The sequence below is a fragment of the Nostoc sp. genome (genome assembly GCF_036917675.1).
Taxonomy (GTDB): Bacteria; Cyanobacteriota; Cyanobacteriia; order Cyanobacteriales; family Nostocaceae; genus Nostoc.
Window position 1 is genome coordinate 1 of the sequence record NZ_JBALCT010000033.1, and the last position, 24,078, is coordinate 24,078.

The window sequence follows — 24,078 nt, forward strand, 5'->3', positions numbered from 1 at the left end:
TCCCACTAAACAAACTTTACCAACTCGAACTAGGGAAACTCCACCAACTCCCACTAAACAAACTTTACCAACTCGAACTAGGGAAACTCCACCAACTCCCACTAAACAAACTTTACCAACTCGAACTAGGGAAACTCCACCAAATCCGACTGAGGGAGCATCGGTAGCAATAGTAGCTCCTTTGGCTAAAGATGAAGTGAGTAACTTGATACAAGCAGGAAGATTGCGACAAGATGCTTTACCCGACGTTATCGCTTTATACAAGGGAAGCAACACAAAACAGTTAGACTCAAGTTTTCTTGTCCACAATTCTGGACTTGAACCAGCACAGCTCTTGGCTAGCTTAATAATTGATAACAATGGCAACTTTCAACGGGCTGTAGTTCTAGAAATAGAACCAGCAAGACTCCAAAGCCAAAAAAGCACATACGAGCAAGTCCTCAGTGAAGTTTTCAAAACAGAAAACTTTATTGCTGCTCACAACAACGATGGTACAAAACCAGGTTTGAGCAATCTGTATGTCAGGATCAAAATCCAACCTACTAATTCCAACTAGATGCTTGAATTTTCGCAAAAACTGTGCTACATTTATAGGGTTGGAAATGCGCGGGCGTAGTTTAGTGGTAAAACTATAGCCTTCCAAGCTATTAATGCGGGTTCGATTCCCGCCGCCCGCTTAGAAAAAAACTCTAAAATGCGCTGGTGCAAGAAGCAAGTCTGGGCTTGCTAAAATAACTGTTTCAATCAGCAATGTCTACTATGTAGGTAGCGATCGCCAGACATGCAAGTATGAAATAAATAGCAAGTCTTGCCAACACTATTACTGCGCTATGTATCGGACTATTGTAGAGTGAGTATCTTGCCCGCCCAGTCAATGCAAGTCTAATGTTAAACAGCTTAATTATTGCTTTTTTTTGACCAAGAAACAGCCATAATTTATCAAGCGATGCCTGCGGCGGGCTACGCCTACGCCAAAGTTGACGAACAATTAACAATTCAAAATGACGCTATCTACGAGACGCTGCGCGTAGCTTGCTTCTTTGCAGGAGTACGCGGACTCGCTCTAAGTGAAGCTATGCCGAAGGCGTTGCCTCTCGTTCGCGGTAGCGTCTCCCCTTGGGAGAAGATAAGGCTTTAGGCTGCGCTAACAAAATTCAAACATTTTAGACAATTTTAGACAGGGATTTAAACCTCGACTGAAATTTAAGCTCCGTGTAATGTTACAGGTCTTCAACCCTTAGACTTACTATAAAAAAACTAGAGGGAATAGCGCAGCTTTAATTTCCGAGTATCCCTCATCGTTACAACATAAACAAATGTAATATTTATCCAAACCTGCCGCTAACGTAATCTCTGGTGTCTTCCTGCTTAGGATTGTTGAAAATTACTTCTGTTGCGTCGTACTCTACCATGAAACCATTACGACCACCTGTTTCTGTAGTCCGAACATTAAAAAAGGCTGTCTTATCAGAAACCCGCGCCGCTTGCTGCATATTATGGGTGACGATAACGATGGTATATTGCTCTTTCAGTTGGTGAATCAGTTCTTCAACCCGCAAGGTGGAAATAGGGTCGAGGGCGGAGCAAGGTTCATCCATCAATATAACTTCAGGTTGTACTGCGATCGCGCGAGCAATACATAATCGCTGTTGTTGTCCACCAGATAAAGACGAGCCATTTTGTCGCAGTTTATCTTTGACTTCTTCCCACAAAGCCGCTTGCCGCAAACTCTGTTCGACTAATTCATCCATATTTCCTTTGTAGCCGTTGATTTTAGCTCCAAAAGCAATATTGTCATAAATTGATTTTGGAAATGGGTTTGGTCTTTGAAACACCATCCCAATCCGACGACGCACTTCTACAGGATCAATGTCGGATGCATATAAGTTTTTATCGTAAAAAAGTATTTGACCTTCTGCGCGAAAAGACTCAATCAGATCATTGAGACGGTTATAGCATCGCAACAACGTACTTTTACCACAACCAGAAGGGCCAATAAAGGCTGTCACCTGATTTTTCGGTATATCTAGCCAGATATTCTGTAAGGCTAAAAACTTACCATAGTAAACGTTGAGATTTTCGGTGCGTAAAACGGTTTCAGTGTCATTCACTGTTTTAATGTTAGCGGCCATAAATTAAGTGTAGTATTAGTTTGAGCGATTGGTATCTGTACTGTAGATGGTGTGTTTACTAAACTTTTTGACGAGTTGCCCAGCGAGCAATGATACTTGTGATTAAAACCATCAATACCAAAATCAAAGATGCTGCCCAAGCTAGTGATTGCCAATTTTTAAACGGAGAAATGGCATATTTGTAAACCAAAACAGCAAGGGAAGCTGTTGGTTGGAATAAGCTATCTGGCCAAAAGTTGGAAAACAGAGCAGTAAATAGTAAAGGTGCGGTTTCTCCAGATGCTCTGGCGATCGCAAGCGTTGCTCCAGTTACAATTGCTGGTAAAGCTGCTGGTAAAACTACTTGACTCACTGTTTGAAAGTTAGTCGCTCCTAACCCTACAGATGCTTGTCGCAAATCTTGCGATACCAACTGCAAGGCTTCATCAGTAGTTCGCAAAATAATTGGCAACATCAGAATTGCCAGTGCAAACCCTCCACCGAGAGCGGAATATGATCCTAAGTTCAACTTTACCAGTGTTAAAACTACAATGCCATAGGCAAATACCCCAGCAATAATTGAGGGGACTCCACTAAGGACGTTAGCCGCAAAACGTACCCATCTGGCTACTTTTGCCGAACTAAATTCTGTGATGTAAATCGCCCCCAAAACTCCAAAGGGGATGCTAATCAAGGCAGCAATTCCTACCATTAGCAGCGTGCCTAAGATTGCATTACCAAAGCCTCCTCCCTTTTGTAGAGCTTTGGGTGGCAATTCCACAAACACGGCCAGATTCAGACTGCTAAAGCCTTTTATAACCACATAAGAAAGTACTGCTAGCAAAGGTAAAAGCGCCAATACTCCGCAGGTAAATGCGACTACAGTCATCACTGTATTAAACAGTGTTCTCTGAGATGTGGGGGAGCGAGTTAAACTGCGCTCTGGAAAACTAGAAGTCATAATTTAACCCAAAACTAAGCTATATTCGCTTGACTCTAATAACGATCAACTCTGCCAGAATATTGACTACCAGAGTCAAGAAAAATAGAACTAAAGCAGCATACATTAAAGCCGCAACTTGCAAACCACTAGCTTCTGAGAATTGATTTGCCAGTAAAGAAGAAATCGTATTGGCTGGAGCTAAAAGAGAGATACTGATGTTGTTGGAATTGCCAATTAACATCGTTACAGCCATTGTTTCTCCCATTGCCCGTCCGAGTCCCAGCATCACAGCACTAACTATGCCCGAAAAGGCTGCTGGGATGAGAATTTGCAAAATCGTTTCCCAGCGCGTTGCTCCTAATCCTATAGAGGCTTGGCGCAAACTGGGGGGTACAGAAATCAAGGCATCACGGGATAAGGCTGTGATGATGGGCAAAGTCATAATCGCTAATATGACTCCCGCCGGCAACATTCCTGGTCCTGTAGGAGAAGTGCTAAAAAATGGCAGCCAACCAAAGTAACTATTAAGCCATTTTCCCAAGCTGGTTAAGATTGGCACCAAAACAAAAATACCCCACACGCCGTAGACAACGCTGGGAATAGCTGCCAGCAGTTCTACTGCGAAAACCAGTACCAGCTTCACTTTACCGGGCAAAAAATCCTCGCTCAATACAACAGCAGTACCAACCCCAATTGGTACTGCTATCAATAGACCAATGAAAGAACTCAAGAGAGTTCCATAAATTTGAGGTAGCACCCCGTAGCTATCATTAACTGGGTTCCAAGTAGTGTTGGCTAAAAAGCTGACACCAAACTTTTGAATAGCAGGCCAAGCGCCAATTGCAACTTGTGACCCGATCCATAATAAAGTGGCCCCAACCCCAAAGGCGAAAATTTTAGTCAGCCAAATAAAACCCCGATCTAGGGACTTTTCTGCCTCAGAGCGATTTTTTATCGTTGATGACAGATTTTGAGAATTTGTAGTCATGAATACCGATTTTAACAATTAAATCAGACAAAAATGTGTGAGCGAACCAGATTAGTAAAATTGTCGTTTGATCATCTATTTAAACTGATATATTAGTAATCCTGTGTTCCCAGTTACTAATGTCCATAAAACGACCAATTCATCAGTTAAATTATTGATTAGGGATGTTTGATGCTTATTTGCTAGCGCTACTACCACTGCCAACAGAGATTTTATACTCTGGACTGATTTGATCAGCAGCAGCAGCTACCTTGGTGATGACGTTTTGGGGTAGAGGAACATACCCTAGTGCACTAGCCTGCTTCTGACCGTCAGTTAAAGCGTATTCGATCGCAGCTTCAACTGCCTTAGCTTTTGCCGCATTGGAATATTTCTTGTAAGCCAAAATCCAGGTGTAAGTGACTATAGGATAGGAATCAGCCCCTGCTGGATCGGAAATGAACAGGCGGAGATCAGGCGGTAGAGCTACAGATGCCAGAGCTTTAGAGGCTGACTCCTCACTAGCTACAATAAACTTGCCGCCTTTGTTTTCCAAAGCAGCAAACTTGAGATTATTTTGTTTGGCATAGCCGTACTCGACATAACCAATAGAACCTTGAGTTTGTTGGATTTGAGCGGTAACACCCTCATTTCCTTTAGCACCGACTCCCGTAGGCCAGTTGACAGTTTTGCCTTCGCCAACTTTAGTCTTCCACTCTGGGCTGATAGCGCTGAGGTGTTTTGTAAATACCCCCGTGGTTCCGCTACCATCTGAACGATAAACAACTGTGATCGGCTGTTTAGGAAGCTTTGCACCTGGGTTAGCGTTGGCAATTTGGGGATCATCCCAAGACTTGATTTTCCCTAGTAGAATATCGCCGTAAACTACCCGTGGCAGCTTGAGTTCTGGAACATCTGGCAAGTTGTAACTCAGCACGATGCTACCAGCAGTTACAGGCAGTAAAATAACACCCTTATCCGGTGGCACTTTCTGGATTTCTTCATCTTTCATGGCAACATCGCTGGCACCAAAGTCTACAGTACCTTTGATAAATTGCTCAACTCCAGCACCGCTACCAACTGATGCATAGTCAACTTGCAGATTTGGATATTTCTTGTTCAAATCCGTGAACCAGGTGTCGTACAGTGGTGCCGGAAAAGACGCACCAGCCCCGGTTAATTTTACGGTTCCACCAAGGTCTAATTTAGTTGGGCTAGAAGCAGTAGTATCTGTAGCAGTGCCAGAAGGTGTTTCCTTAGTGGCTGTGCTATCTGGAGTTTGTTGTCCGCCGCAAGCTGTTAGGCTGATTGTCAGTGCTAACACTGAAATTGAACCTGTGAGGCGATGATTTTTGATGACGCTAAGACGTGAGAGCATCGCTATCAATTTTTTATTATATTTCCAGGTGAGCGTTTCTAAGATACCCCTAAAGGACAACAATTAAGATTAACAATAGGTTAACAAAGCAAAAAAACAAGTATTTTTTTGATGAAAAGCAAACCCTTATTTTTAGGATTGATAAATCTTCTACCTGGTTGATTTTAGGTTGCAAATAGCACGAAGTAAAATATTTTACATTTATTTACAAAACTTTATTCTTAGTGTTCGTTCGTTGGTCAAGTCATCAAAAAAGTATGTCAATAGGTGATAAAGCGTGGTAAAAACAAAAGGCTTATAAGAGAAGGCAGGAGGTGGTAACTGAGCAGTTCGGCAGGCTCAGTGTAATACTTCCCGAAGTGCAGAGGGCAGTTCTTGGTAAAGGAAAGGATTATGAATGAAAACTTTCCTTCGACCCTTCTCTACGAGACGCTGCACGTAACTTGCTTCCCCGTAGGGGTACGGCTCAGGGCAACACAAGCTCAGGAACCATAGTTATGGGTATAAAACGCAGTTTAAAAAGAAGAATTGTATCGAGTACAGTGCAGCGAGATCCGGGGAGCGATCGCCTAAAAAAACTGCATTCAGGAAATATCTTAAGCACTTTGTAGGTAGTTCACTACAAATACTAAGCTCGATGATGTAAATTTTACCATATTTTAGGTCAAAGGCAGAATCAGAACACGCCTCAGTCAATAAAATTAGACAATAGACACCTAAGCCACAATTCGCAGAACTGAAAAATTACATACCAAAAAGGCAAAAGAAAATATGCTAGTTCTTAAGATGTCAGCACAAATTTAATTTCAATATTAATGAATATACTGCTTGCTATTGGTTTTCCCTTTTGCCTTTCCTTGGTTGTCTAATAAATGTTTGCTGCTTCCAATCAATTACTATGGTCTATGATTGGCTTACTCCTAACAATGGGTGGCACTTTCCTAGAAGCTTATGGCATCACCCTTCCTTGGAGTTGGAGTCAGCACGGAATTCAGACTTTTTCTTTAGGAGTCAGTTTTCAAATTGGCGCAGTGCTGCTGGTGGGTTGTTTAGGAGGCAAAAATGCCGGTGCGCTCTCGCAAATTGCCTATTTAGTGATGGGGTTAACCTTATTACCTATATTTGCCAATGGCGGCGGAATTGGTTATGTTAAACTATCTCAGTTTGGCTATCTACTAGGGTTTATTCCTGGAGCTTGGATTTGTGGCTTGTTTGCTTTTAAAGCTAGACCTCGACTAGAAACTCTCGCCTTTAGTTGCATCTGTGGTTTGTTAACTCTCCACCTATGCGGTATTACTTATTTGATTATTAGCTATATTTTTCAGTGGAAAGGCGCAGAAAATCTACCCTTGATGCAAGCAATCCTTAGATACTCCTGGTTTGCACTACCAGGGCAACTAACTGTGGTGTGTGCCGTTACTGTAATAGCATATGTATTGCGTCACTTAATGTTTTATTAGTTCATTGTCCTTCGTCATTTGTCAAAAGCTCATGACTAATGACTAATGACTAATGACTAATGACCAGTGACTAATGATCAATGACCAATGACTAATTCGCCATGCGTTTAAAAAATCGCCTTTTCTTTTTCGCTGCCTTCATCGCTTTCTTCTTAGACCAAATAACAAAATACTGGGTGGTGCAAACCTTTAGCTTGGGGCAGAGCCTACCACTCTTACCTGGGATATTTCACTTCACCTATGTCACTAATACTGGTGCCGCTTTTAGTCTGTTAAGTGGGAAAGTAGAGTGGTTGCGCTGGCTATCTTTAGGAGTGAGTTTAGTATTGGTAGTGTTGGCCTTGTTTAGTCCAACCTTAAATTTGTGGGATCAGTTGGGCTATGGCTTGATTTTAGGTGGAGCTATGGGCAACGGTATTGATCGGTTTGTTTTAGGCTACGTCGTTGATTTTCTTGATTTTCGCCTGATTAACTTTGCTGTATTTAATGTGGCAGATTCATTTATTAGTATCGGTATTGTTTGCCTGTTAATTGCTTCCTTGCAAAAAACACCGACTTCAACTGGCAGGTCACATTAAACTATAAAGCCTGGGATGATTAATCCCAGGCTATCTATTACTAAAACCCTTGCTCAGTCCTATATGCGAAGACTTGATCTAGAAGTTCGAGCAATTATGATTTTTTATCTTACACCAGTTCGCATAACTGGTGTAAGAGGTGAAGATGCACCAGCGATCGCTGATGACAAACTAGTATTTAGATTATGCCTCAGCTTTTAATTTAATTACCTGTGCCAGGAGTTGTTGGGGAACTAGAGCCTGGAGTACTGGGAGAGCTACCTGGTTCGATACTGCTGCCAGGAGTGCCAGGAGTGCCAGGTTGTTCAGGTGGGGTTGAGCTACCTGGTTCGGTAGTGCTGCCAGGAGTACCAGGTTTTGGTGGGGTAATGCTTCCTGGTGCTGGAGTTAAGTTGCTAGGAGCGCCAGGTTCAGGTGGGGTTGAGCTACCTGGTTCGGTAGTGCTGCCAGGAGTGCCAGGTTCAGGTGGGGTTGAGCTACCTGGTACTGGAGTTAAGTTGCGAGGAGCGCCAGGTTCAGGAGGTGTCATGGTTCCTGGTGCTGGAGTGCTTTCGGGAGTGCTAGATCCAGGAGGTGTCATGGTTCCTGGTGCTGGAGTGCTTTCGGGAGTGCTAGATCCAGGAGGTGTCATGGTTCCTGGTGCTGGAGTGCTTTCAGGAGTGGTAGTTTTATTGGGCGTGGTTTCTGCTGGTACTGTAGTGCTACTAGGAGCGCTAGGGGTGACAGCTGTGCCGTTGGGACAGCGAGAGTTTAGCGGAAAATACTCGCACAGAATCTTCATCCCTTCTGGCGACATCTTGATTTCCGCTGGTGCGCTAGTGGAGTCGCTACTGGATTGGGCTATGGGGGATTTACTGGATTGACCTACAGCAATGTTAGCGGTGAGCGCCAAAGATAAAGCTGTACCAATCATGGTCAGAGATTTTCCCATCATTCTGAAATTAACCTTAACGGAACACTCGACCTATTAAAACAGACAATAAGATTTAGAAAATCTTCCTAAATGAAGATATTTAGGTTTATTTCAGAATATGTGGATATGTAAATTGGTAAAAATTAAATCTGTTGTTTCTTAAGACTTAGTGTTTAATTATACGAAATAAAACCTATGTTTCTAGTTATTGAACTAGTAATAGTAGATAAAATCAGCCTTTGAGAATCGAGCAAAAATTTATACCTCTATAAATAAGTGACTAAAATCACAAATTAATTATAGTCGCAAGGGAAGTTAAAGTATAAATTAGATTAAAAAGTTCCGTATAGCCAATTTATGCTTTGGCTTATGAGTAAAATGATGAAAGACTAACATCTAAATAGATTGTAATTTGCCCGATTCTTCACTAAAAACTGTGATGTGAATAGCCGATGAGTTCTCCCCAACCCCCTCAAAAGCCACAAACGTTAATTGGTCAACTGACTCAAGCGGTACATACTATCCAAGCTAGAGTCGATTTTTCCAAATTAGCACTCAAGCCGAATGCCAAAGTACCGGAACTCTGGGTGCAGGACGCGGGGGCAGATAAGGCAGAGGTATATCCACTGTTGGGCGATCGCTATATTCTAGGTCGTAGCTCCAAATCCAGCGATATCGTCATCCGTAACCCTGTTGTCAGCCAAATTCACCTGTCGCTATTGCGGAATTCTACTCAACGCACACCAGTTTTTGTCATCAAAGACGAAAATTCCACCAATGGCATTTATCGTGGCAAGCGTCGTGTTAGTTCCCTGGAACTGCGTCACGGCGATATTCTGACTCTTGGACCTCCAGAACTCGCCGCTTCTGTGCGGTTACAATATGTCGATCCACCAGCCTGGTATGTCAAAGCTGCAAGTTGGACAGCTTATGGTGTTGGCGGTGTCAGCGCCCTCTTGGCATTGGTAATTGGCGTTGAATGGCTGAAATTTTCAGTCAGACCTCTACCTACAGCTACACGCGCTCCAGTGGTTGTTTATGCTCGTGATGGAGCCACTCCCCTGAGAGAGCCTCGGACTACCTCTCATGTAGACATGAAGCATTTAGAGGAATTTGGCCCTTATTTGCCTGCTGCGGTGGTGGCTTCAGAGGATACTCGTTATTACTGGCACTTTGGGGTTGACCCTCTGGGAATTTTACGAGCTGTGTTGATCAATAGCCGCAGTGGAGATGTGCAACAAGGAGCCAGTACTGTTACCCAGCAAGTTGCTCGCAGTTTGTTCCGCGAGTATGTAGGCAGACAGGATACCCTTGGACGCAAATTGCGGGAGGCAGTTGTCGCCCTGAAGCTTGAAACCTTTTACAGCAAAGATGAAATTTTGCTGATGTACTTAAATCGGGTTTTTTTGGGAGGAGATACCTCTGGCTTTGAGGATGCATCCCGATATTACTTTGAGAAGTCGGCTAAAGAATTAACTTTGGCAGAAGCAGCAACCTTGGTAGGAATTTTACCAGCCCCCAACGGCTTCGATTTTTGTGGGGATAGTCACAATAAGCTAGAAGCAGCTGAATACCGCAATCGTGTAATTAAGCGGTTGCTGGAGATGGGCAAAATTAAACCTGAGGATGCGAACCGAGCCAGACGCTCCACAGTCCAAGTTAGTCCTAAAGTCTGCGAACAGCAAGCTAAAACGATCGCTCCTTATTTTTACAGTTACGTCTTCTCTGAGTTGGAATCAATCTTGGGGCAGGGAGCCGCAAGAGAAGGAAACTATATCATTGAAACCCAGCTTGATCCAGCGTACCAGAGCCAGGCAGAAGTAGCGTTGCGGAATTCAGTCAATAACGGTGGCGCAAATTTTAATTTTTCTCAAGGGGCAATGGTAACTCTTGACTCCAGTACTGGCAGCATCTTGGCAATGGTGGGCGGCACTGATTACAAAAAAAGTCAGTTCAATCGTGCTGTCCAAGCCAAAAGACAACCAGGTTCCACCTTCAAAATCTTTACCTACACCGCCGCTATCCAACAGGGAATTTCAGCATCCAATAGTTATTCCTGCGCCCCTTTAACTTGGCAAGGCTTTACTTATAAACCCTGCCGTGCTGGTGCTGACACTAGCTTTGATATTGCTACTGGGCTGGCGCTTTCAGAAAATCCCATCGCCCTGCGAGTTGCCAAAGAAATTGGGCTGGATAAAGTGGTGGCAATGGCGCAGCGTTTGGGGATAAAATCATCCCTCGATCCAGTTCCCGGATTGGTACTTGGTCAAAGCGTGGTCAATGTTTTGGAAATGACTGGTGCTTTTGGTGCTATTGGTAATCGCGGTGTGTTGAATCCTCCCCATGCCATTAACCGAATTCTAGACAGTGGTGATTGCCGCGATCGCAAGGATATCAAAACCTGCCGTGTAATCTACTCCTTCGACCAAGATCCAGATGCCAACAAACGAGTGCTGCCAAATGGTGTCGCCGATGAGATGACTAGTTTGATGCGTGGCGTAATCACAAGAGGTACTGGTCGTAGTGCTGCCATTGGACTGGGGGAAGCTGGTAAAACTGGCACGACTGATAAAAACGTTGACTTATGGTTCATTGGTTTTATTCCCAGCCGGCGGCTTGTAACTGGTGTTTGGCTGGGAAACGACAATAATTCCCCGACATCTGGTAGCAGCGCTCAAGCAGCTCAGTTGTGGGGAAATTATATGCGGCGGATTACAAGGTAAATTGGGCATTGGGCATTGGGCATTGGGAACTATTGATCAATAAATGATCAATGGATTTTTGTGAGAAGACCTGATTTTGAGGACTTAGAAGTTTATCAACTTGCTGAAAAGCTAGCTAATCAAATTTGGCATATTGTTAAAGGATGGGATCATTTCACTAAAGATACACTGGGCAAGCAACTTGTTCGGTCTGCCGATAGTGTTTGTGCGAACATCGCAGAAGGTAGAGGTAGGTACAATGACCAAGACAATCGGCGTTTTGTCAAGATTGCGAGAGGGTCTTTGTATGAAACTATCAGTTGGTTGAGGTTAGCCTACGCCAGACAGTTATTGACAAATGAACAGGTAAGCAGATTTAAACCAATTCTTGATGAACTGTTACCCAAGTTTAATGCTTATCTAAAATCCATAGGGAATAGGGAATAGGGAATAGGGAATAGGGAATAGGGAATAGGGAATAGGGAATAGGGAATAGGGAATAGGGAATAGGAACTTAATTCTTTTTCCCATGCCCCATGCCCCATGCCCCATGCCCCATGCCCCATGCCCCATGCCCCATGCCCCATGCCCCATGCCCCATGCCCCATGCCCCATGCCCCATGCCCTATTGTTGATATCCCTGCCAAGGAGTGACTTCAAGTTTACCGCTAGGCTTGAATATCACTTGGAAGTGGGCGAGAGGTTCTTTATTGTTGGGGGCTGCTACATTGGAACCGTAGATAGCGTTGAACATTTTCGGAAGAGGTGTTTCCCGGAAATAGTCAAAGGCTACTTGGTTGAGTGGTTCATAGTCAGCAATTACACCATCTTTGTTAACCGCTACCCGATATTTTAAATCTCGCGTAAAAGTGGGGGTGCCACTCCAAGTTTGGCGAACTGTACTATAAAGCTTTTGATTTAAACCTTTGACTATATTAGAGTCAGTAATTTTTGCGCCGAGTACCTCTGGTGTAGTAGCATATCCCCGCCAAGGGCTAACTTCTAGTACACTTTTTGTATTAAACACTACTCTAAATTGGGCGATCGGTTCATTGGAAATGGGAGTGCGGTTAGCAGGATTATAAAGTAGGTTAGGCAGAGGAGTTTGCCCGACTCTGAGATTCGCCTCTTTATTCAATGCCTTATAACCAACGATCGCTCCATCCGCAGCTACACCCAGACGATAAATTAAATCGTCGTTCAATCCTGAGCGATTAGTCCAAGCTGGATGAATTTGGTTGTACACTTGGCGATTCAATGCACGTAACTGCGATGGATCAGTAATTTCTGGAACCGTATTTAAAAGTGCTTCTAAATCTTTAACTACTGGCTTTGCATTAGTTGTGGGCGTTGGTGTTTGTATGGGAGTTGCAGCAGCGATGGGAGTTGCAGCAACTGATACTGGAGGAGTTAGGCTTTTTGTTGTAGAGCTACTTTGCTCATCTGGCTTAGGCTGCGGTGGACGGATTTGGGGAGGTGGAATCAAGTTAAAAGCGATCGCTGCTACTGCTAAAGTTGATACTCCCACAGCAGCAGGAACTGCTTGCCTGATCAAAGCCTGACTAGCACCGCCATAGCGTCTGGTAACTGGTTGTAGTTCTAGGGATAATTCTGGTAAAGTTTGGCTATCAGCAAAAAACTGATCCACTGCTTCCACTAAATCAAACAACTGTACCGTATTCAAATCTATTTCAATAGGCGGACGTTTGGAATTTTTAGAGTGAGATTCGAACCCCTCTGGAATACCTTCTGAATGTATGATTAACCTGTGTCGGTTGCTGTTAACTTTCCGAAACTCTACTAGCTCCGATTCTTGGTTGTGTGCTTGCGGATTGGGTACAGTACTTAAAAATTCTTGGGCATAGCCACTAACAGCCCTCACCAAACTTTCAAAAAATTCTCGCCCTCCCGTTAGGGGTTGATTGTAACCAGATAAAGTACATTCTGCATTTACCAATATTGATAATTCCGGGCGCATTTCCTGGAACTGTGCAGCCCTAGTAACATCACTTAACCCTTCTAAAAGCAGTGTACAATTAGGTAGACTGTACTTACGTTGAATATTCATTCCACTTCACCGTCAAAAAGACTAATCCAGAACCTCTGCATTCCAGCTGTACCGGTACAAAATAGTAATTGTCCTAACAAATTTATCGCTAGCTCATCTAATTTTTCATCAGAACTTAATGCCAGTAAACCAGAACGGCGAGCATTCATCCGGCTCTTAAAATGCGCTCTAAACCGCTCTAGGTAATTAGATAGGCGCAAATTCTGTTCTAATGGAATCTGTTTTTCTTCCATTTGTTGACATATCATTAGTAACTGGCGGATGACAACAGTTAAACGCCGCGCCATGTAGCAAGCAATGACCACCAGAGCTTTTGCTTCCATAATAGTTAAGGGACGGCGCATGTGCGCTCTTCGTAGCGGGTTAGAGCTACGCATCCGCCATAAATTCACCCTGTCTTTAACAATTCCTTTAAGATCCAACTCTTGAGCAAAAGCCAGGATTGCTTCCGAACCACCAAGCTCTAAAGCTTCAATTGCCAGTAAAATCAGATCAATTTGCAACCGCGTTCTTCGAGGACACGTCTTGGAAGCGATCGCAGGATCTGGTAAAGTGTCCAGAACCGTCGGCAGTGAGTCTTGGGTTGGACTGTTGAACGGCGTTAAACTTGCTGAGACATTCATTCTATAAATACCTTGTGCGGTTCCAACAGATTAGATAAAACAAATTTAAGATCGGTAGCCAAGACTTGAAGATTAGACTTGTAGCAGTAGCATGACTATCTGATATATACATTAGTTAACTCTTTGTACTCAAAGATTTCCCTATATTGAAATTAAAGTTTTAAAACATCAGTTAATTCACCTCATTTATTAGTGCAATACCTTTTCTAGCTTGGTTTAGATTCTAATTATCGTCAATGAAGAGCGAAGCTTCAGCCTCGACTCCCAGCGTATGACATTATAGTGTACGATTTTTCAGGTATCTGAAATTAGGCATTGGGGATTGGGATAGCTATGAATTTAAATTAATAACTCCTCACTCTTCACTCCTAACTTTCCCTACTGCCTACTCCCTACTCCCCACTCCCCACTCCCCATTGTTATGGATTTGAAGTCTCTCGTTCGTGACATCCCAGATTTCCCCAAACCCGGAATTCTATTTCGGGATATTACTACGCTGCTGCGCGATCCAGAGGGACTGCGCTATACTATTGACTTTTTAACACAAAAATGCAACGAAGCTGGAATAACGGCGGATTATGTCATCGGTATAGAGTCGAGGGGATTCATTTTTGGCTCACCTCTGGCTTATAAATTAGGAGTTGGTTTTATTCCCGTCCGCAAAAGAGGGAAGTTACCAGCAGCCGTTCACTCAATTGAGTATGAACTAGAATATGGTACAGACTGCCTAGAAGTGCATCAAGACGCTTTACACCAAGGTAGCCGAGTTTTGATTGTGGACGATTTGATTGCCACGGGTGGAACTGCGAGTGCGACAGCAAAATTAGTACAGAAGATTGGCTGTGAACTAGTAGGGTTTGGGTTTATTATCGAGCTACGGGATTTACAAGGGCGTAAATATCTGCCGGACGTGCCGATTATCTCTCTAATTGAATATTAGTCATCGGTCATTAGACAAAGGACAAAAGACAAATGACATCTACGAGAATTTCCTTGGAGACAGGTCGGGATTGGCTAATCAGGCTAGTCACGAGCGAAACTTTTGTTTATGTCGCAAAGCGGCTATTGCAGGCACTACTGACTTTGTTTTTGGCGGCAGCCTTGTCGTTTTTCATTATTCAACTCGCTCCCGGTGATTATGTAGATACGCTGCGGCAAAACCCAAAGATATCTCCAGAAAGAATTGAGGAAATCAAGCGGCAGTTTGGTTTGGATAAGTCTTGGCCAGAGCAATTTTGGCTGTGGCTATGGCGAATCTTGACAAAAGGGGATTTTGGCACGAGTTTTATTTATCAACGTTCAGTGGCATCGCTGTTGTGGGAACGGGTACCAGCGACTTTGCTATTAGCGATCGCATCTTTAATTGTCACATGGGCGATCGCTATCCCTCTAGGGATTTTTGCTGCTGTTAACCAAAATAAGCTCTCAGACCGGGTTTTACAGGTGATTAGTTACGCCGGACAAGGTTTTCCCAGTTTTATCACAGCCTTAGCACTACTGGTTTTAGCGCAACTCACCTCGCCTTTATTCCCAGTGGGTAGCATGACTAGCATCAATCACTCGGAACTGTCGTGGTTTGGCAGAATCTTAGATATCGGCTGGCACATGATTTTACCCACGATCGCCCTCTCAATTACAAGTTTTGCTGGTTTACAACGGATCACTCGCGGCGAATTATTGGATGTGCTGCGTCAAGATTATATCCAAACGGCTCGTGCCAAAGGTCTGCCAGAAAACCGCGTTATCTACGTTCATGCACTCCGTAACGCCATAAATCCCTTGATTACCTTATTGGGTTTTGAATTAGCTGGTTTATTAAACGGTGCCTTCATCGCCGAATTTTTCTTCAACTGGCCCGGTTTAGGGAGGTTGACTTTACAGGCTTTACAAGCTCAAGATTTATATTTGTTAATGGCAAGCTTGATAATGGGCGCAGTGTTGCTGATTCTTGGCAATTTAATCGCCGATTTGATGTTAAAAGCCGCCGATCCACGCATTCGCCTAGAAAATCTCAATTAGTCATTTGTCTGTCATTAGTCATTGGTTTAACCTCATCTCCATGCTGTCTGAAGTTTATTACTTGGTGCGCTCAAAAACTGACGGTAATTATCTCATCGCTCGTCCTGATGCCGAAACATCGGGTTATTTATTACTGTTTCAGGAAAACTTTGATGCCTTAAGCTATCTCAATACCCATGCGGCAGAAGTGGCAAATCGCTTTACTGTGGAATCTATTGCGCGTACACAGTTGGGAAACTTGCTCAAACGTTGGGGTTTTAGCGGTGTGGGTATTGTGACTGACCCGTTATTGCCCAAGGTTGAGTTTTTGCAGCACAGTTAAACAGCTTATCCCTAAAGGCACTCCCTAACTTTACTATCTGGCTTTGTTAATATTTTTGCTTGCCTTATCTGCTTGATAGGAATCTCAATCACAAATTCTGTGCCCTTTTTAGGTGCAGAAACACACTTAATTTTTCCCTTATGCTTATCTACTACAATCTGATAACTAATAGATAATCCTAAACCTGTACCTTCGCCTATAGCTTTAGTAGTAAAGAAGGGGTCAAACAATCTAGTTTTAACTTCCTCAGTTATTCCTGAACCATTATCTTTAATGCTGATAACTACGCACTCTTGATTTTTAACTTCAGTATAAATAGTAATGAAACTAGGGTGTTGTTTAATCTCATCTTTTAAGCGCTCCATTTCCTGTTGACGTAAAGCATCAATAGCATTACTCAGGATATTCATGAAGACCTGATTTAATCCTCCTGCATAACATTCTACAAGAGGCAAATTACCATAGTCTTTGATAATTGTAATTTCTTGCTGTTCGGATTTTCCTTTGAGACTATGCTGCAAAATTAACAGCGTGCTATCAATTCCTTGATGAATATCAACAGGTTTCATTTCCGCTTCATCAAGACGGGAGAAGTTCCGTAAGGTTAGCACAATCTCGCGGATACGATCAGTACCAACTTCCATTGAGCATAAGATTTTCGGCAGATCATCAATAAGAAATTCCAAATCTATCTGATCAATTAAAATAGTTATTTCTGGGTTGTCATCAGGATATTGTTGCTGGTACAGATTAGTTAAAGTTAGTAATTGCTGAATATATTCTCTAACATACATTAAATTGCCATAAATGAAATTAACAGGGTTATTAATTTCATGAGCAACACCAGCGACTAGCTGACCCAGTGAGGACATCTTTTCAGTTTGAATCAGTTGTACTTGAGTATTTTGCAATTCTTGCAGTGTCTGTTGTAGTTGAATATTTTTCTGCTTTAATTTTTTCGTTCTCGTCGCAACTTGCATTTCCAATACATAATTAGCTTTTTCTAAGGCAGCTTGAGCGATTTTTTTCGCTTTTAAATATTCTTGCAATAAATTTAATACCAAAAGCCATGCCGGAATAAGTATTATTAAACTTATGATAGATTCTAAAATTGCCCAAAATATTCTTTGACGATATTCAGCAACTGCCTGCTGTAACTGAAGTGAGATATTACGGTTTCTTTTAGCAACACCATCTGCATAAATGTGTTTATTAATTTCATATTCGGGACTAGACAATAGTAGTTGGGCTGCTTGTTTTTGATTCTTCTTGACTAAATCAAAAGATTGATACTCCATTCTGACCAACTGCTGATTAGCATCATCAATTTTTTTGGCATCCTCATTTTCATATGTTTTAGGAGCCAGTTTAATAAGTTCTTTAATGATGACATCGAGTTGAGGTTCAAATTGCCGATACCGTTGTTCCCAAGTAAGTTTACCTGTAACAGCATTCATGCGAGCTGACATGGTTAATACTTCATCAAAATAGATAATTTTATCACTCAGTTTTTGCAGTTGAAATTCATTTTTAGTAATTCTATTGAAATGATAATATGCTTGCCAATTCAGCCAAATTTGAGGAATAAATAAAAGTAACGTTAGCAGTACTGTTACAGTTACTATTTGAGAGGGAAGAAATCTCAGTTTATAAGGTAGGTGCATTTTCATACTCTTGTTTTAGATATAATTAGAATCGGGCATTAACCAAATTTCAAAATGTCGTATTAGTTGGATCTCATCAGCACTAATACCAAAATAATTTCTGAGATAATTTATGGTTTCATTGTGATAATTTTCAAAAACTATCTCATTCATTTGTTTTATTTTTATTTTTTTGCCATAAATAAAACCTAAGTCAAAATTTATTAAATCTAATTTAGAAAAGTTGTATGGATATGGATATATAAATTGAGCAAAAAACTTAAATATCAATAAATGCATTCTATTAGTATTTAAATCGTTTCCCATAGTAAATCCAATTACAAAAGCTTCATCTTGAGGAGAAATTCCTCTACCTAAAAGTATGTGAATATAATCATGATCGTGAAGACTAATTTTACCAGGTAATGCCAAGGGGCTATTAGGATTCTCTAGTAACCAAATGACAAAAGGAATCTTCGGATTATGTAAACCAAATACTGTTGAATATGCTTCTTTTAACTTAATATGCTCTACATCTATTTGAAAAGTTGTATCTAAATCAAAAGCCATCTCTATAGTCATGAACGTTATTTAAGACAAGATTTTTTAACTTTATTATTAGCCTTGATGAGATTGCTATTTATATAGCAATCCTAAATCATTTGTGAAAGAGTAAAAGGCTGAAAAACTTATAAATAAATACGTACTTTTAATCTCCGTATTTTTTCACGATTAAATTCGGATTGCTATATTAATTTGCTTTTATTGTGTAAATAACAAAAGCATGGCAATGAGCAGCTACTGTTAGATTTAATAAAACAGAAACCATAAATTAATTAATACTTATTTTTTATTTACTTGTCTATATTTATCAGAAAAGTTATTCTTATTTTTATAAAAGAATGCTAAGAATTAGTTATGATAAAGTCTCAGTATAATCACTAATTAACTTTTCTAAAAATTATTTATAATTACGTTAAAAAGATGAAAATTTAAATATTAAATGTTTACAAATATAGAATTAGTATTTCAATGTAGTAATATGTTTAAAATTAAAGTAATATCTTCATAATAAATGAAGATATATAGGACTCCTATTTGATTTTTGAAATACACGTAGGTGAGCCAGTGCATTGGATGCCCAGCTTTCGATGTAGCAGACGCTCATATTCTTCCTACGCCAGAATCACACCAACTTGCTGCCCCGATCGCGTAATTTGTACCGATTCACCTTGTTCAATTTCCTGAAAAATTTTATCCAGATTCGTAGGAACTTGCTCAATTGAATACTGCTGAGACATTGCACTTTCACCTGTGTCCATCACTATTTGTTAAAAATTGCCAATAGTAAGAAATTATGGCAATTTTGCGAACTTATGTTATGTAAATAAGGATGCGATCGCACAAGTAAAATCAGGCAATATCGGTGAACTCAACTCATCACTATTGAACAACGTAGCAACTAACTTTAAACTCGCTTGTTCACGTCGGTAAACTTCCACCTGTTGGTTGCGCCAATCCACAATCCAATATTCTCTAATACCTCTTGCTGAGTAAAGCTTTAGTTTAAATTCCCTATCTCGCTTTTCATTTTCAATACCAGCAGACAGCACCTCTACTACCAGTTCTGGCGCACCAGTCAAATGCCCCGCCTCGTCTAAAAGTAGGGGCAATCTCTGATTACTAGCCCAGACAACATCAGGAATCACATTATCATTATCGCCAAAAATTATGCCTGGAGCAGGTACAACTTGTCCCAGACCAGTAGTCTGTGACCATATATCCAATGGAGTAATAATTCTGACACAAGTTTTTTGATGATTCCAGTGAGGCGCTCTGGTCACAAACAATTCTCCGTCAATAATTTCATAGCGGTTCCCGTTATCTGGAAACAACTCTAAATCGGCCGTACTCCAGCGCACTCTCTCAGATATCGGCTGGTTCATAAACCATGACTGTTGAATGATTTACCAATTCTAACCTTAGATTGACAGCATTTATTTAGCCCGCGCAGGCGGGCTTTGTTTGTGTAGCCGCAGACTTCAGTCTGTCGGAGCATCTACACGACTACCTTTTCTAAACTCAGCTTAGAACGCTTCACTTGCTGAGGAATTTCTACGGGATAATCTCCAGTGAAGCAGGCAGAACAGAAACTATTGGTGTCTTCTCGTGTCGCTTCTAGCATTCCGTCCCAACTGAGATAGGCGAGGCTGTCTACTTCCAATTGCTTGGCAATTTCGGCGACTGACTTGGTAGCAGCAATCAGCTGATCCTGAGAATCGGTATCGATGCCATAGAAGCAGGGATGAGTTACAGGCGGAGAAGAAATTCGCATATGTACTTCTACTGCACCAGCATCACGCAAGGTTTTGACTAGTTTACGGCTGGTAGTACCCCGTACAATCGAGTCGTCTACGATGATTACTCGTTTACCTGCCAGCACATCTTTGAGGGGGTTAAGTTTCATGCGGATACCTGACTCGCGCATCATTTGGGTTGGTTGAATGAAAGTTCGCCCAACATAGCGATTTTTAATAAGTCCTTCGGCGTAGGATACACCAGAAGCTTGGGAAAATCCGATGGCAGCAGGTATACCAGAATCAGGAACACCAAAGACAATATCGGCATCTACAGCAGATTCTTGAGCTAATTGCCGCCCTAACCGCATTCGGTAGCTGTACAAACTCTCGTTGTGCATGACACTATCAGGGCGAGCAAAGTAAATCATCTCAAAGATACACAATTTCCGCTCGGACTGTTGACTCCAATGATAGGAAGCTAGACCTTCTTCAGTAATCCAAACTAATTCACCTGGTTTAACGTCTCGCAGGTATTCGGCTCCAATTATGTCTAAACCACAAGTCTCCGAAGCCAAAACGTAACGAACTGGATTACCAGGCAAAGTGCCAATTACTAGGGGACGAATGCCATTGGGGTCACGCACACCCATGACGCCACTAGGAGTGCCAATGACTAAACTAAAGGCTCCTTTGCAACGGTGAAATGCTTGAGTTGCACCTTCTAGCCAATCTGCGCCAGCATTGACGGCTTCGGCGATCGCAAAAGCAATCATTTCTGAGTCTGTTGTTGTGACTAAGTTACATTTATTCTCAACCAACTCTTGACGCAGTTGCACAGTATTGACTAAATTGCCATTATGTGCTAGCGCCAATGAACCTAAACGTGTTTCCAGTACTGCGGGTTGGGCATTAACTTTACGGCTAGAACCTGTGGTGGAATAACGAGTGTGACCAACAGCAAGGCTACCAGGCAACTGATCCAAGATGGATTCATTGAAAACTTGAGACACCAAGCCCATATCTTTGTAAAGATGTATTTGTGTTCCCTCAAAGGTGGCAATACCAGCTGATTCTTGACCCCGATGCTGGAGGGCATACAATCCAAAGTAGGTCAGTTTAGCAACGTTTTCTCCTGGGGCGTAGATGCCAAAAACACCACAAGCTTCTTCTGGCTTGTCAGACTGATTTTCATGACTATTGATTGGGTTGTTGGTCTGATCGGGGTATTCATCCGAAGTGACAGAATGAATAGAAATCATGCTAGCTTTGCTCCTGGTGGGGGGGTCAATCAATTTGGGATTTTAGATTGACGATTTTGGATTGATCGCACCATAGTAGGGATGCGGCTTGGGATTTGAGAGTGGCTATTTTAGATTTGTTTCGCCCAGTAGGAGCAAGACATGAATCAGAAGCAACGCCCCCAATCCAAAATCTAAAATTCAAAATCTAAAATCGGTAGTCAAGTCACTGGGATTATCTGGATAGATGGTGGTAGAGTTCTTAACAAATCTTTAACCATCTATTAAAACAGTACCGTAATTATGCCTAATAAATCAGTTAGGAGTGAGGAGTTAGGAATTAGGAGTTAGGAGTTATGCTTTTTATTCCTAACTCCTCACTTTCAACTCCTAACTTCTTTGGGGGTGGTGGTGGGGATGGCGAGACGTCTGGCGATCGCATGGGAATAGCGATCGCTCATATCTTCGATACTAACTTTGATTAAGGTTTGGTTATCAGTGGTGAAAACCCCCAAATGAGTCTCAAAATTACCAACCGTACCCAGTTTTTGCCACTCTTCACCAAGATGTTCCTGTAAATATGATTCCCAAATTTCTTGTTGTTCTGATGCTACAGAAACTAAAATTCTGGCACCACCTTCGGCAAACAGCACCTCATCGAGGCGAGGTAGTGCCTGGGTTGGTGCTATTTCTAAATTGATTTCGGCACCAAGCTTGCCAGCAATACAACATTCTGCTAGTGCGATCGCCACTCCTCCCTCAGCACTATCATGGGCTGAACGTACCCAACCATTACGAATTCCTTCACGACAAACTTTCTGGACACGGCGTTCTAAATCAAAATCTACCCGTGGTGGTTTTCCGGCAACAGTACCGTGGATAGTGGCTAAATACTCCGATGCTCCCAAACTGATTTGGGATGCCAGAGGCAATCCGAGAAGATAAATCAGATCGCCGGATGCTTGCCAACCTTGTCCACAAATTTTGGTTATATCGGGAATCAAGCCCACCATACCGACAACAGGAGTGGGATAGATTGGTTGTGGGATGCCTTCGGAATCGAGAGTTTCATTGTATAAAGAAACATTTCCGCCGGTGACTGGTGTTGCTAACTCTCGGCAACCTTCCGCCAAACCGCGACAAGCTTCTGCCAATTGCCAGTAACCAATCGGTTTTTCTGGAGAGCCAAAATTTAGGTTATCTGTCACCGCCAGAGGTTCTGCACCCACACAGCTAAGATTGCGTGCAGCTTCTGCCACCACTGCCTTAGCTCCTTCGTAGGGGTCAAGATAAACATAACGAGGATTGCAATCTACCGTCGCTGCCACCCCTGATTTTAGATTTGGGATTTGGGATTTTAGATTGGGGATTTTTTCAAGGGGGCGCAAACGGATAACAGCCGCATCTGCACCACCTGGTAGAATTACTGTATTATTCTGTACTTGATGGTCATACTGACGATATACCCAGTTTTTAGAAGCGATCGTGGGTGTATCGAGCAAAGTTAACAGAATATCATTCCAACTTTGCAGGTGTCCTTGGAGTTCTATTCCAGCAGTTGTGCAATCAGGTAAGGAATCAGGAGTCCATTCCCAAGCTTGACGCGCATATTCTGGGGGTTCTGTTAACAACTCCCGATGATACAGTGGCGTATTTTCCGCCAAAGCTTCAGCCGGAATTTCTGCTGCTACTTCACCTTGGAAGAAAATCCGCACGATCGGTTCAGCGATGACTGTACCGGCGACAACGGCTTGAAGTCCCCAACGGTGGAAAATATCGATTAATTCCTGCTCACGCCCCTTGTGGGCAACGAACAGCATTCGTTCTTGAGATTCCGAAAGCAGATATTCATAGGGAATCATTCCCGTTTCTCTGACGGGAATCTGATCTAAATCTAGTTCAATTCCCACACCGCCTTTTGCCGCCATCTCTGAGGTAGAACAGGTGATTCCCGCCGCTCCCATATCTTGGGCGGCGACAACTGCACCCGTCTTAAACGCCTCTAGACAAGCTTCAATTAACGACTTTTCCAAAAATGGATCGCCCACTTGCACAGCAGGGCGGTTATCGATTGACTCATCGCTCAATTCTGCACTAGCAAAACTCGCGCCTCCCATACCATCGCGCCCAGTGGTGGAACCAACATAAAGCACGGGGTTGCCTAAGCCAGATGCTCCAGATTTGACGATTTCTGCTGTTTCCATCAACCCTAGTGCCATGACATTCACCAGAGGATTACCAGAGTAAGCAGAGTCAAAGTAAACTTCACCGCCCACTGTGGGTACCCCAACGCAATTACCATAATGTGAAATTCCCGCCACTACGCCTTGGAACAGCCTTTGAGTTTTGGCATCTTCTAGGGAACCAAAGCGCAGTGAGTTTAATAGAGCAATGGGACGCGCACCCATTGTAAAGATATCTCTGAGAATGCCTCCTACTCCCGTTGCGGCTCCCTGAAAGGGTTCTACTGCTGAGGGGTGGTTGTGGGATTCAATCTTAAAGGCTAGTTGGAGTCCGTCGCCCAAATCTACAACACCAGCATTTTCACCAGGACCCACAAGGATGCGATCGCCTGTCGTGGGAAACTGTTTTAATAGCGGTCGTGAATTTTTGTAACAGCAATGCTCTGACCACATCACCCCAAACATTCCCAGTTCAGCTTTGTTAGGATGACGCCCTAACCTACGGACAATTTCTTCATATTCTTCTGGCTTTAAACCTTCTGCGGCGATTTCTTCGGCAGAAAAGGCTGGTTTTGAGGTTGCAGTCATGGAAGTAATGCACTCTGGGGGGACAGAGCATTATTCTATCGA

General features: G+C 42.6%; 22 protein-coding genes, 1 tRNA gene and 1 pseudogene. 12 read left to right on the plus strand and 12 right to left on the minus strand.

All coding sequences use genetic code 11. The features are described from left to right. The 3 genes and pseudogenes from V7K31_RS11200 to V7K31_RS11210 all read left to right on the plus strand — a co-directional run. Positions 1-556: pseudogene (locus V7K31_RS11200) on the plus strand (hypothetical protein); the annotation flags it as partial. Between the two features lie 50 nt (positions 557-606). After that, positions 607-677 (plus strand) — tRNA-Gly (locus V7K31_RS11205). 227 nt (positions 678-904) lie between these two features. Next, positions 905-1,138, plus strand: coding sequence for a hypothetical protein (locus V7K31_RS11210; protein WP_335094391.1), 234 nt, complete (start codon positions 905-907; stop codon positions 1,136-1,138). A 187-nt stretch (positions 1,139-1,325) separates the two neighbouring features. On the opposite strand, the gene pstB is transcribed toward V7K31_RS11210, so the two are convergent. The 4 genes from pstB to pstS form a co-directional block, all read right to left on the minus strand. Then, positions 1,326-2,132, minus strand: coding sequence for a phosphate ABC transporter ATP-binding protein PstB (pstB, locus tag V7K31_RS11215; protein WP_335094392.1), 807 nt, complete (start codon positions 2,130-2,132; stop codon positions 1,326-1,328). Between the two features lie 58 nt (positions 2,133-2,190). Beyond that, the gene (gene pstA, locus V7K31_RS11220; RefSeq protein ID WP_335094393.1) at positions 2,191-3,072 is read right to left on the minus strand and encodes a phosphate ABC transporter permease PstA; all 882 of its coding nucleotides are present in this window, start codon (positions 3,070-3,072) and stop codon (positions 2,191-2,193) included. 19 nt (positions 3,073-3,091) lie between these two features. Continuing rightward, positions 3,092-4,042: a phosphate ABC transporter permease subunit PstC gene (gene pstC, locus V7K31_RS11225; protein WP_335094394.1), complete on the minus strand. Its 951-nt coding sequence runs from the start codon at positions 4,040-4,042 to the stop codon at positions 3,092-3,094. A gap of 175 nt (positions 4,043-4,217) precedes the next feature. Continuing rightward, a complete protein-coding gene (gene pstS / locus V7K31_RS11230; RefSeq protein WP_335094395.1) occupies positions 4,218-5,399 on the minus strand; it encodes a phosphate ABC transporter substrate-binding protein PstS in 1,182 nt (393 codons plus the stop codon). An 872-nt stretch (positions 5,400-6,271) separates the two neighbouring features. Between pstS and V7K31_RS11235 the strand changes: the two genes are divergently transcribed. The 6 genes from V7K31_RS11235 (at position 6,272) to V7K31_RS11260 (ending at position 11,499) form a co-directional block, all read left to right on the plus strand. Then, positions 6,272-6,859, plus strand: a complete 588-nt coding sequence (locus V7K31_RS11235; RefSeq protein WP_334827509.1) for a biotin transporter BioY — start codon at positions 6,272-6,274, stop codon at positions 6,857-6,859. Between the two features lie 101 nt (positions 6,860-6,960). Next, a complete protein-coding gene (gene lspA, locus V7K31_RS11240; RefSeq protein ID WP_335094397.1) occupies positions 6,961-7,437 on the plus strand; it encodes a signal peptidase II in 477 nt (158 codons plus the stop codon). 15 nt (positions 7,438-7,452) lie between these two features. Next, a complete protein-coding gene (locus V7K31_RS11245) occupies positions 7,453-7,638 on the plus strand; it encodes a hypothetical protein (protein ID WP_335094398.1) in 186 nt (61 codons plus the stop codon). A gap of 11 nt (positions 7,639-7,649) precedes the next feature. After that, entirely contained in the window at positions 7,650-8,300 is a 651-nt protein-coding gene (locus tag V7K31_RS11250) for a hypothetical protein (RefSeq protein WP_335094399.1), read from the plus strand. A 502-nt stretch (positions 8,301-8,802) separates the two neighbouring features. Then, a complete protein-coding gene (locus V7K31_RS11255; protein ID WP_335094400.1) occupies positions 8,803-11,073 on the plus strand; it encodes a transglycosylase domain-containing protein in 2,271 nt (756 codons plus the stop codon). Positions 11,074-11,133: 60 nt separating this feature from the next. Next, positions 11,134-11,499, plus strand: coding sequence for a four helix bundle protein (locus tag V7K31_RS11260; protein ID WP_335094401.1), 366 nt, complete (start codon positions 11,134-11,136; stop codon positions 11,497-11,499). A 178-nt stretch (positions 11,500-11,677) separates the two neighbouring features. On the opposite strand, the gene V7K31_RS11265 is transcribed toward V7K31_RS11260, so the two are convergent. Next, the gene (locus V7K31_RS11265; RefSeq protein WP_335094402.1) at positions 11,678-13,120 is read right to left on the minus strand and encodes a DUF4335 domain-containing protein; all 1,443 of its coding nucleotides are present in this window, start codon (positions 13,118-13,120) and stop codon (positions 11,678-11,680) included. Next, the gene (locus V7K31_RS11270; RefSeq protein ID WP_334830501.1) at positions 13,117-13,743 is read right to left on the minus strand and encodes a DUF3038 domain-containing protein; all 627 of its coding nucleotides are present in this window, start codon (positions 13,741-13,743) and stop codon (positions 13,117-13,119) included. Before V7K31_RS11270 ends, V7K31_RS11265 begins: the two co-directional genes overlap by 4 nt. A gap of 421 nt (positions 13,744-14,164) precedes the next feature. On the opposite strand from V7K31_RS11270, the gene V7K31_RS11275 reads away from it, so the two are divergent. The 3 genes from V7K31_RS11275 to V7K31_RS11285 are packed head-to-tail and all read left to right on the plus strand — an operon-like array spanning position 14,165 to position 16,084. Continuing rightward, complete coding sequence (locus V7K31_RS11275; RefSeq protein ID WP_334830503.1) at positions 14,165-14,683, plus strand: adenine phosphoribosyltransferase; 519 nt, start codon at positions 14,165-14,167, stop codon at positions 14,681-14,683. Between the two features lie 32 nt (positions 14,684-14,715). Further along, entirely contained in the window at positions 14,716-15,762 is a 1,047-nt protein-coding gene (locus V7K31_RS11280) for an ABC transporter permease (protein WP_335094403.1), read from the plus strand. Positions 15,763-15,802: 40 nt separating this feature from the next. Then, on the plus strand, positions 15,803-16,084 hold the full coding sequence (locus V7K31_RS11285; RefSeq protein WP_094339700.1) for a hypothetical protein: 282 nt from the start codon (positions 15,803-15,805) through the stop codon (positions 16,082-16,084). Between the two features lie 11 nt (positions 16,085-16,095). Here the strand turns inward: V7K31_RS11285 and V7K31_RS11290 are convergent, their stop codons facing one another. The 6 genes from V7K31_RS11290 to purL all read right to left on the minus strand — a co-directional run bounded on the left by V7K31_RS11290 (position 16,096) and on the right by purL (position 24,036). Continuing rightward, positions 16,096-17,748 (minus strand): sensor histidine kinase, encoded by a 1,653-nt coding sequence (locus tag V7K31_RS11290; protein ID WP_335094404.1) that lies wholly within the window; start codon positions 17,746-17,748, stop codon positions 16,096-16,098. A gap of 15 nt (positions 17,749-17,763) precedes the next feature. Beyond that, the gene (locus tag V7K31_RS11295; RefSeq protein WP_335094405.1) at positions 17,764-18,309 is read right to left on the minus strand and encodes a hypothetical protein; all 546 of its coding nucleotides are present in this window, start codon (positions 18,307-18,309) and stop codon (positions 17,764-17,766) included. A gap of 593 nt (positions 18,310-18,902) precedes the next feature. Beyond that, on the minus strand, positions 18,903-19,049 hold the full coding sequence (locus V7K31_RS11300) for a hypothetical protein (protein WP_335094407.1): 147 nt from the start codon (positions 19,047-19,049) through the stop codon (positions 18,903-18,905). A 57-nt stretch (positions 19,050-19,106) separates the two neighbouring features. Beyond that, positions 19,107-19,673: a Uma2 family endonuclease gene (locus V7K31_RS11305; protein ID WP_335094408.1), complete on the minus strand. Its 567-nt coding sequence runs from the start codon at positions 19,671-19,673 to the stop codon at positions 19,107-19,109. Between the two features lie 113 nt (positions 19,674-19,786). Next, on the minus strand, positions 19,787-21,286 hold the full coding sequence (gene purF / locus V7K31_RS11310; RefSeq protein WP_335094409.1) for an amidophosphoribosyltransferase: 1,500 nt from the start codon (positions 21,284-21,286) through the stop codon (positions 19,787-19,789). A gap of 362 nt (positions 21,287-21,648) precedes the next feature. Then, positions 21,649-24,036, minus strand: a complete 2,388-nt coding sequence (gene purL, locus V7K31_RS11315) for a phosphoribosylformylglycinamidine synthase subunit PurL (RefSeq protein WP_335094411.1) — start codon at positions 24,034-24,036, stop codon at positions 21,649-21,651. Positions 24,037-24,078: the final 42 nt, after the last annotated feature.

Coding starts and splice junctions, on each gene's coding strand:
- pstB (WP_335094392.1), bottom strand. CDS start 2,132: ATGGCCGCTAACATTAAAACAGTGAATGACACTGAAACCGTTTTACGC.
- V7K31_RS11295 (WP_335094405.1), bottom strand. CDS start 18,309: ATGACTATAGAGATGGCTTTTGATTTAGATACAACTTTTCAAATAGAT.
- V7K31_RS11285 (WP_094339700.1), top strand. CDS start 15,803: ATGCTGTCTGAAGTTTATTACTTGGTGCGCTCAAAAACTGACGGTAAT.
- V7K31_RS11265 (WP_335094402.1), bottom strand. CDS start 13,120: ATGAATATTCAACGTAAGTACAGTCTACCTAATTGTACACTGCTTTTA.
- V7K31_RS11280 (WP_335094403.1), top strand. CDS start 14,716: ATGACATCTACGAGAATTTCCTTGGAGACAGGTCGGGATTGGCTAATC.
- V7K31_RS11275 (WP_334830503.1), top strand. CDS start 14,165: ATGGATTTGAAGTCTCTCGTTCGTGACATCCCAGATTTCCCCAAACCC.
- V7K31_RS11235 (WP_334827509.1), top strand. CDS start 6,272: ATGTTTGCTGCTTCCAATCAATTACTATGGTCTATGATTGGCTTACTC.
- V7K31_RS11255 (WP_335094400.1), top strand. CDS start 8,803: ATGAGTTCTCCCCAACCCCCTCAAAAGCCACAAACGTTAATTGGTCAA.
- pstA (WP_335094393.1), bottom strand. CDS start 3,072: ATGACTTCTAGTTTTCCAGAGCGCAGTTTAACTCGCTCCCCCACATCT.
- pstS (WP_335094395.1), bottom strand. CDS start 5,399: ATGCTCTCACGTCTTAGCGTCATCAAAAATCATCGCCTCACAGGTTCA.
- pstC (WP_335094394.1), bottom strand. CDS start 4,042: ATGACTACAAATTCTCAAAATCTGTCATCAACGATAAAAAATCGCTCT.
- V7K31_RS11270 (WP_334830501.1), bottom strand. CDS start 13,743: ATGAATGTCTCAGCAAGTTTAACGCCGTTCAACAGTCCAACCCAAGAC.
- V7K31_RS11300 (WP_335094407.1), bottom strand. CDS start 19,049: ATGGACACAGGTGAAAGTGCAATGTCTCAGCAGTATTCAATTGAGCAA.
- V7K31_RS11305 (WP_335094408.1), bottom strand. CDS start 19,673: ATGAACCAGCCGATATCTGAGAGAGTGCGCTGGAGTACGGCCGATTTA.
- V7K31_RS11245 (WP_335094398.1), top strand. CDS start 7,453: ATGATTAATCCCAGGCTATCTATTACTAAAACCCTTGCTCAGTCCTAT.
- lspA (WP_335094397.1), top strand. CDS start 6,961: ATGCGTTTAAAAAATCGCCTTTTCTTTTTCGCTGCCTTCATCGCTTTC.
- purF (WP_335094409.1), bottom strand. CDS start 21,286: ATGATTTCTATTCATTCTGTCACTTCGGATGAATACCCCGATCAGACC.
- V7K31_RS11290 (WP_335094404.1), bottom strand. CDS start 17,748: ATGCACCTACCTTATAAACTGAGATTTCTTCCCTCTCAAATAGTAACT.
- purL (WP_335094411.1), bottom strand. CDS start 24,036: ATGACTGCAACCTCAAAACCAGCCTTTTCTGCCGAAGAAATCGCCGCA.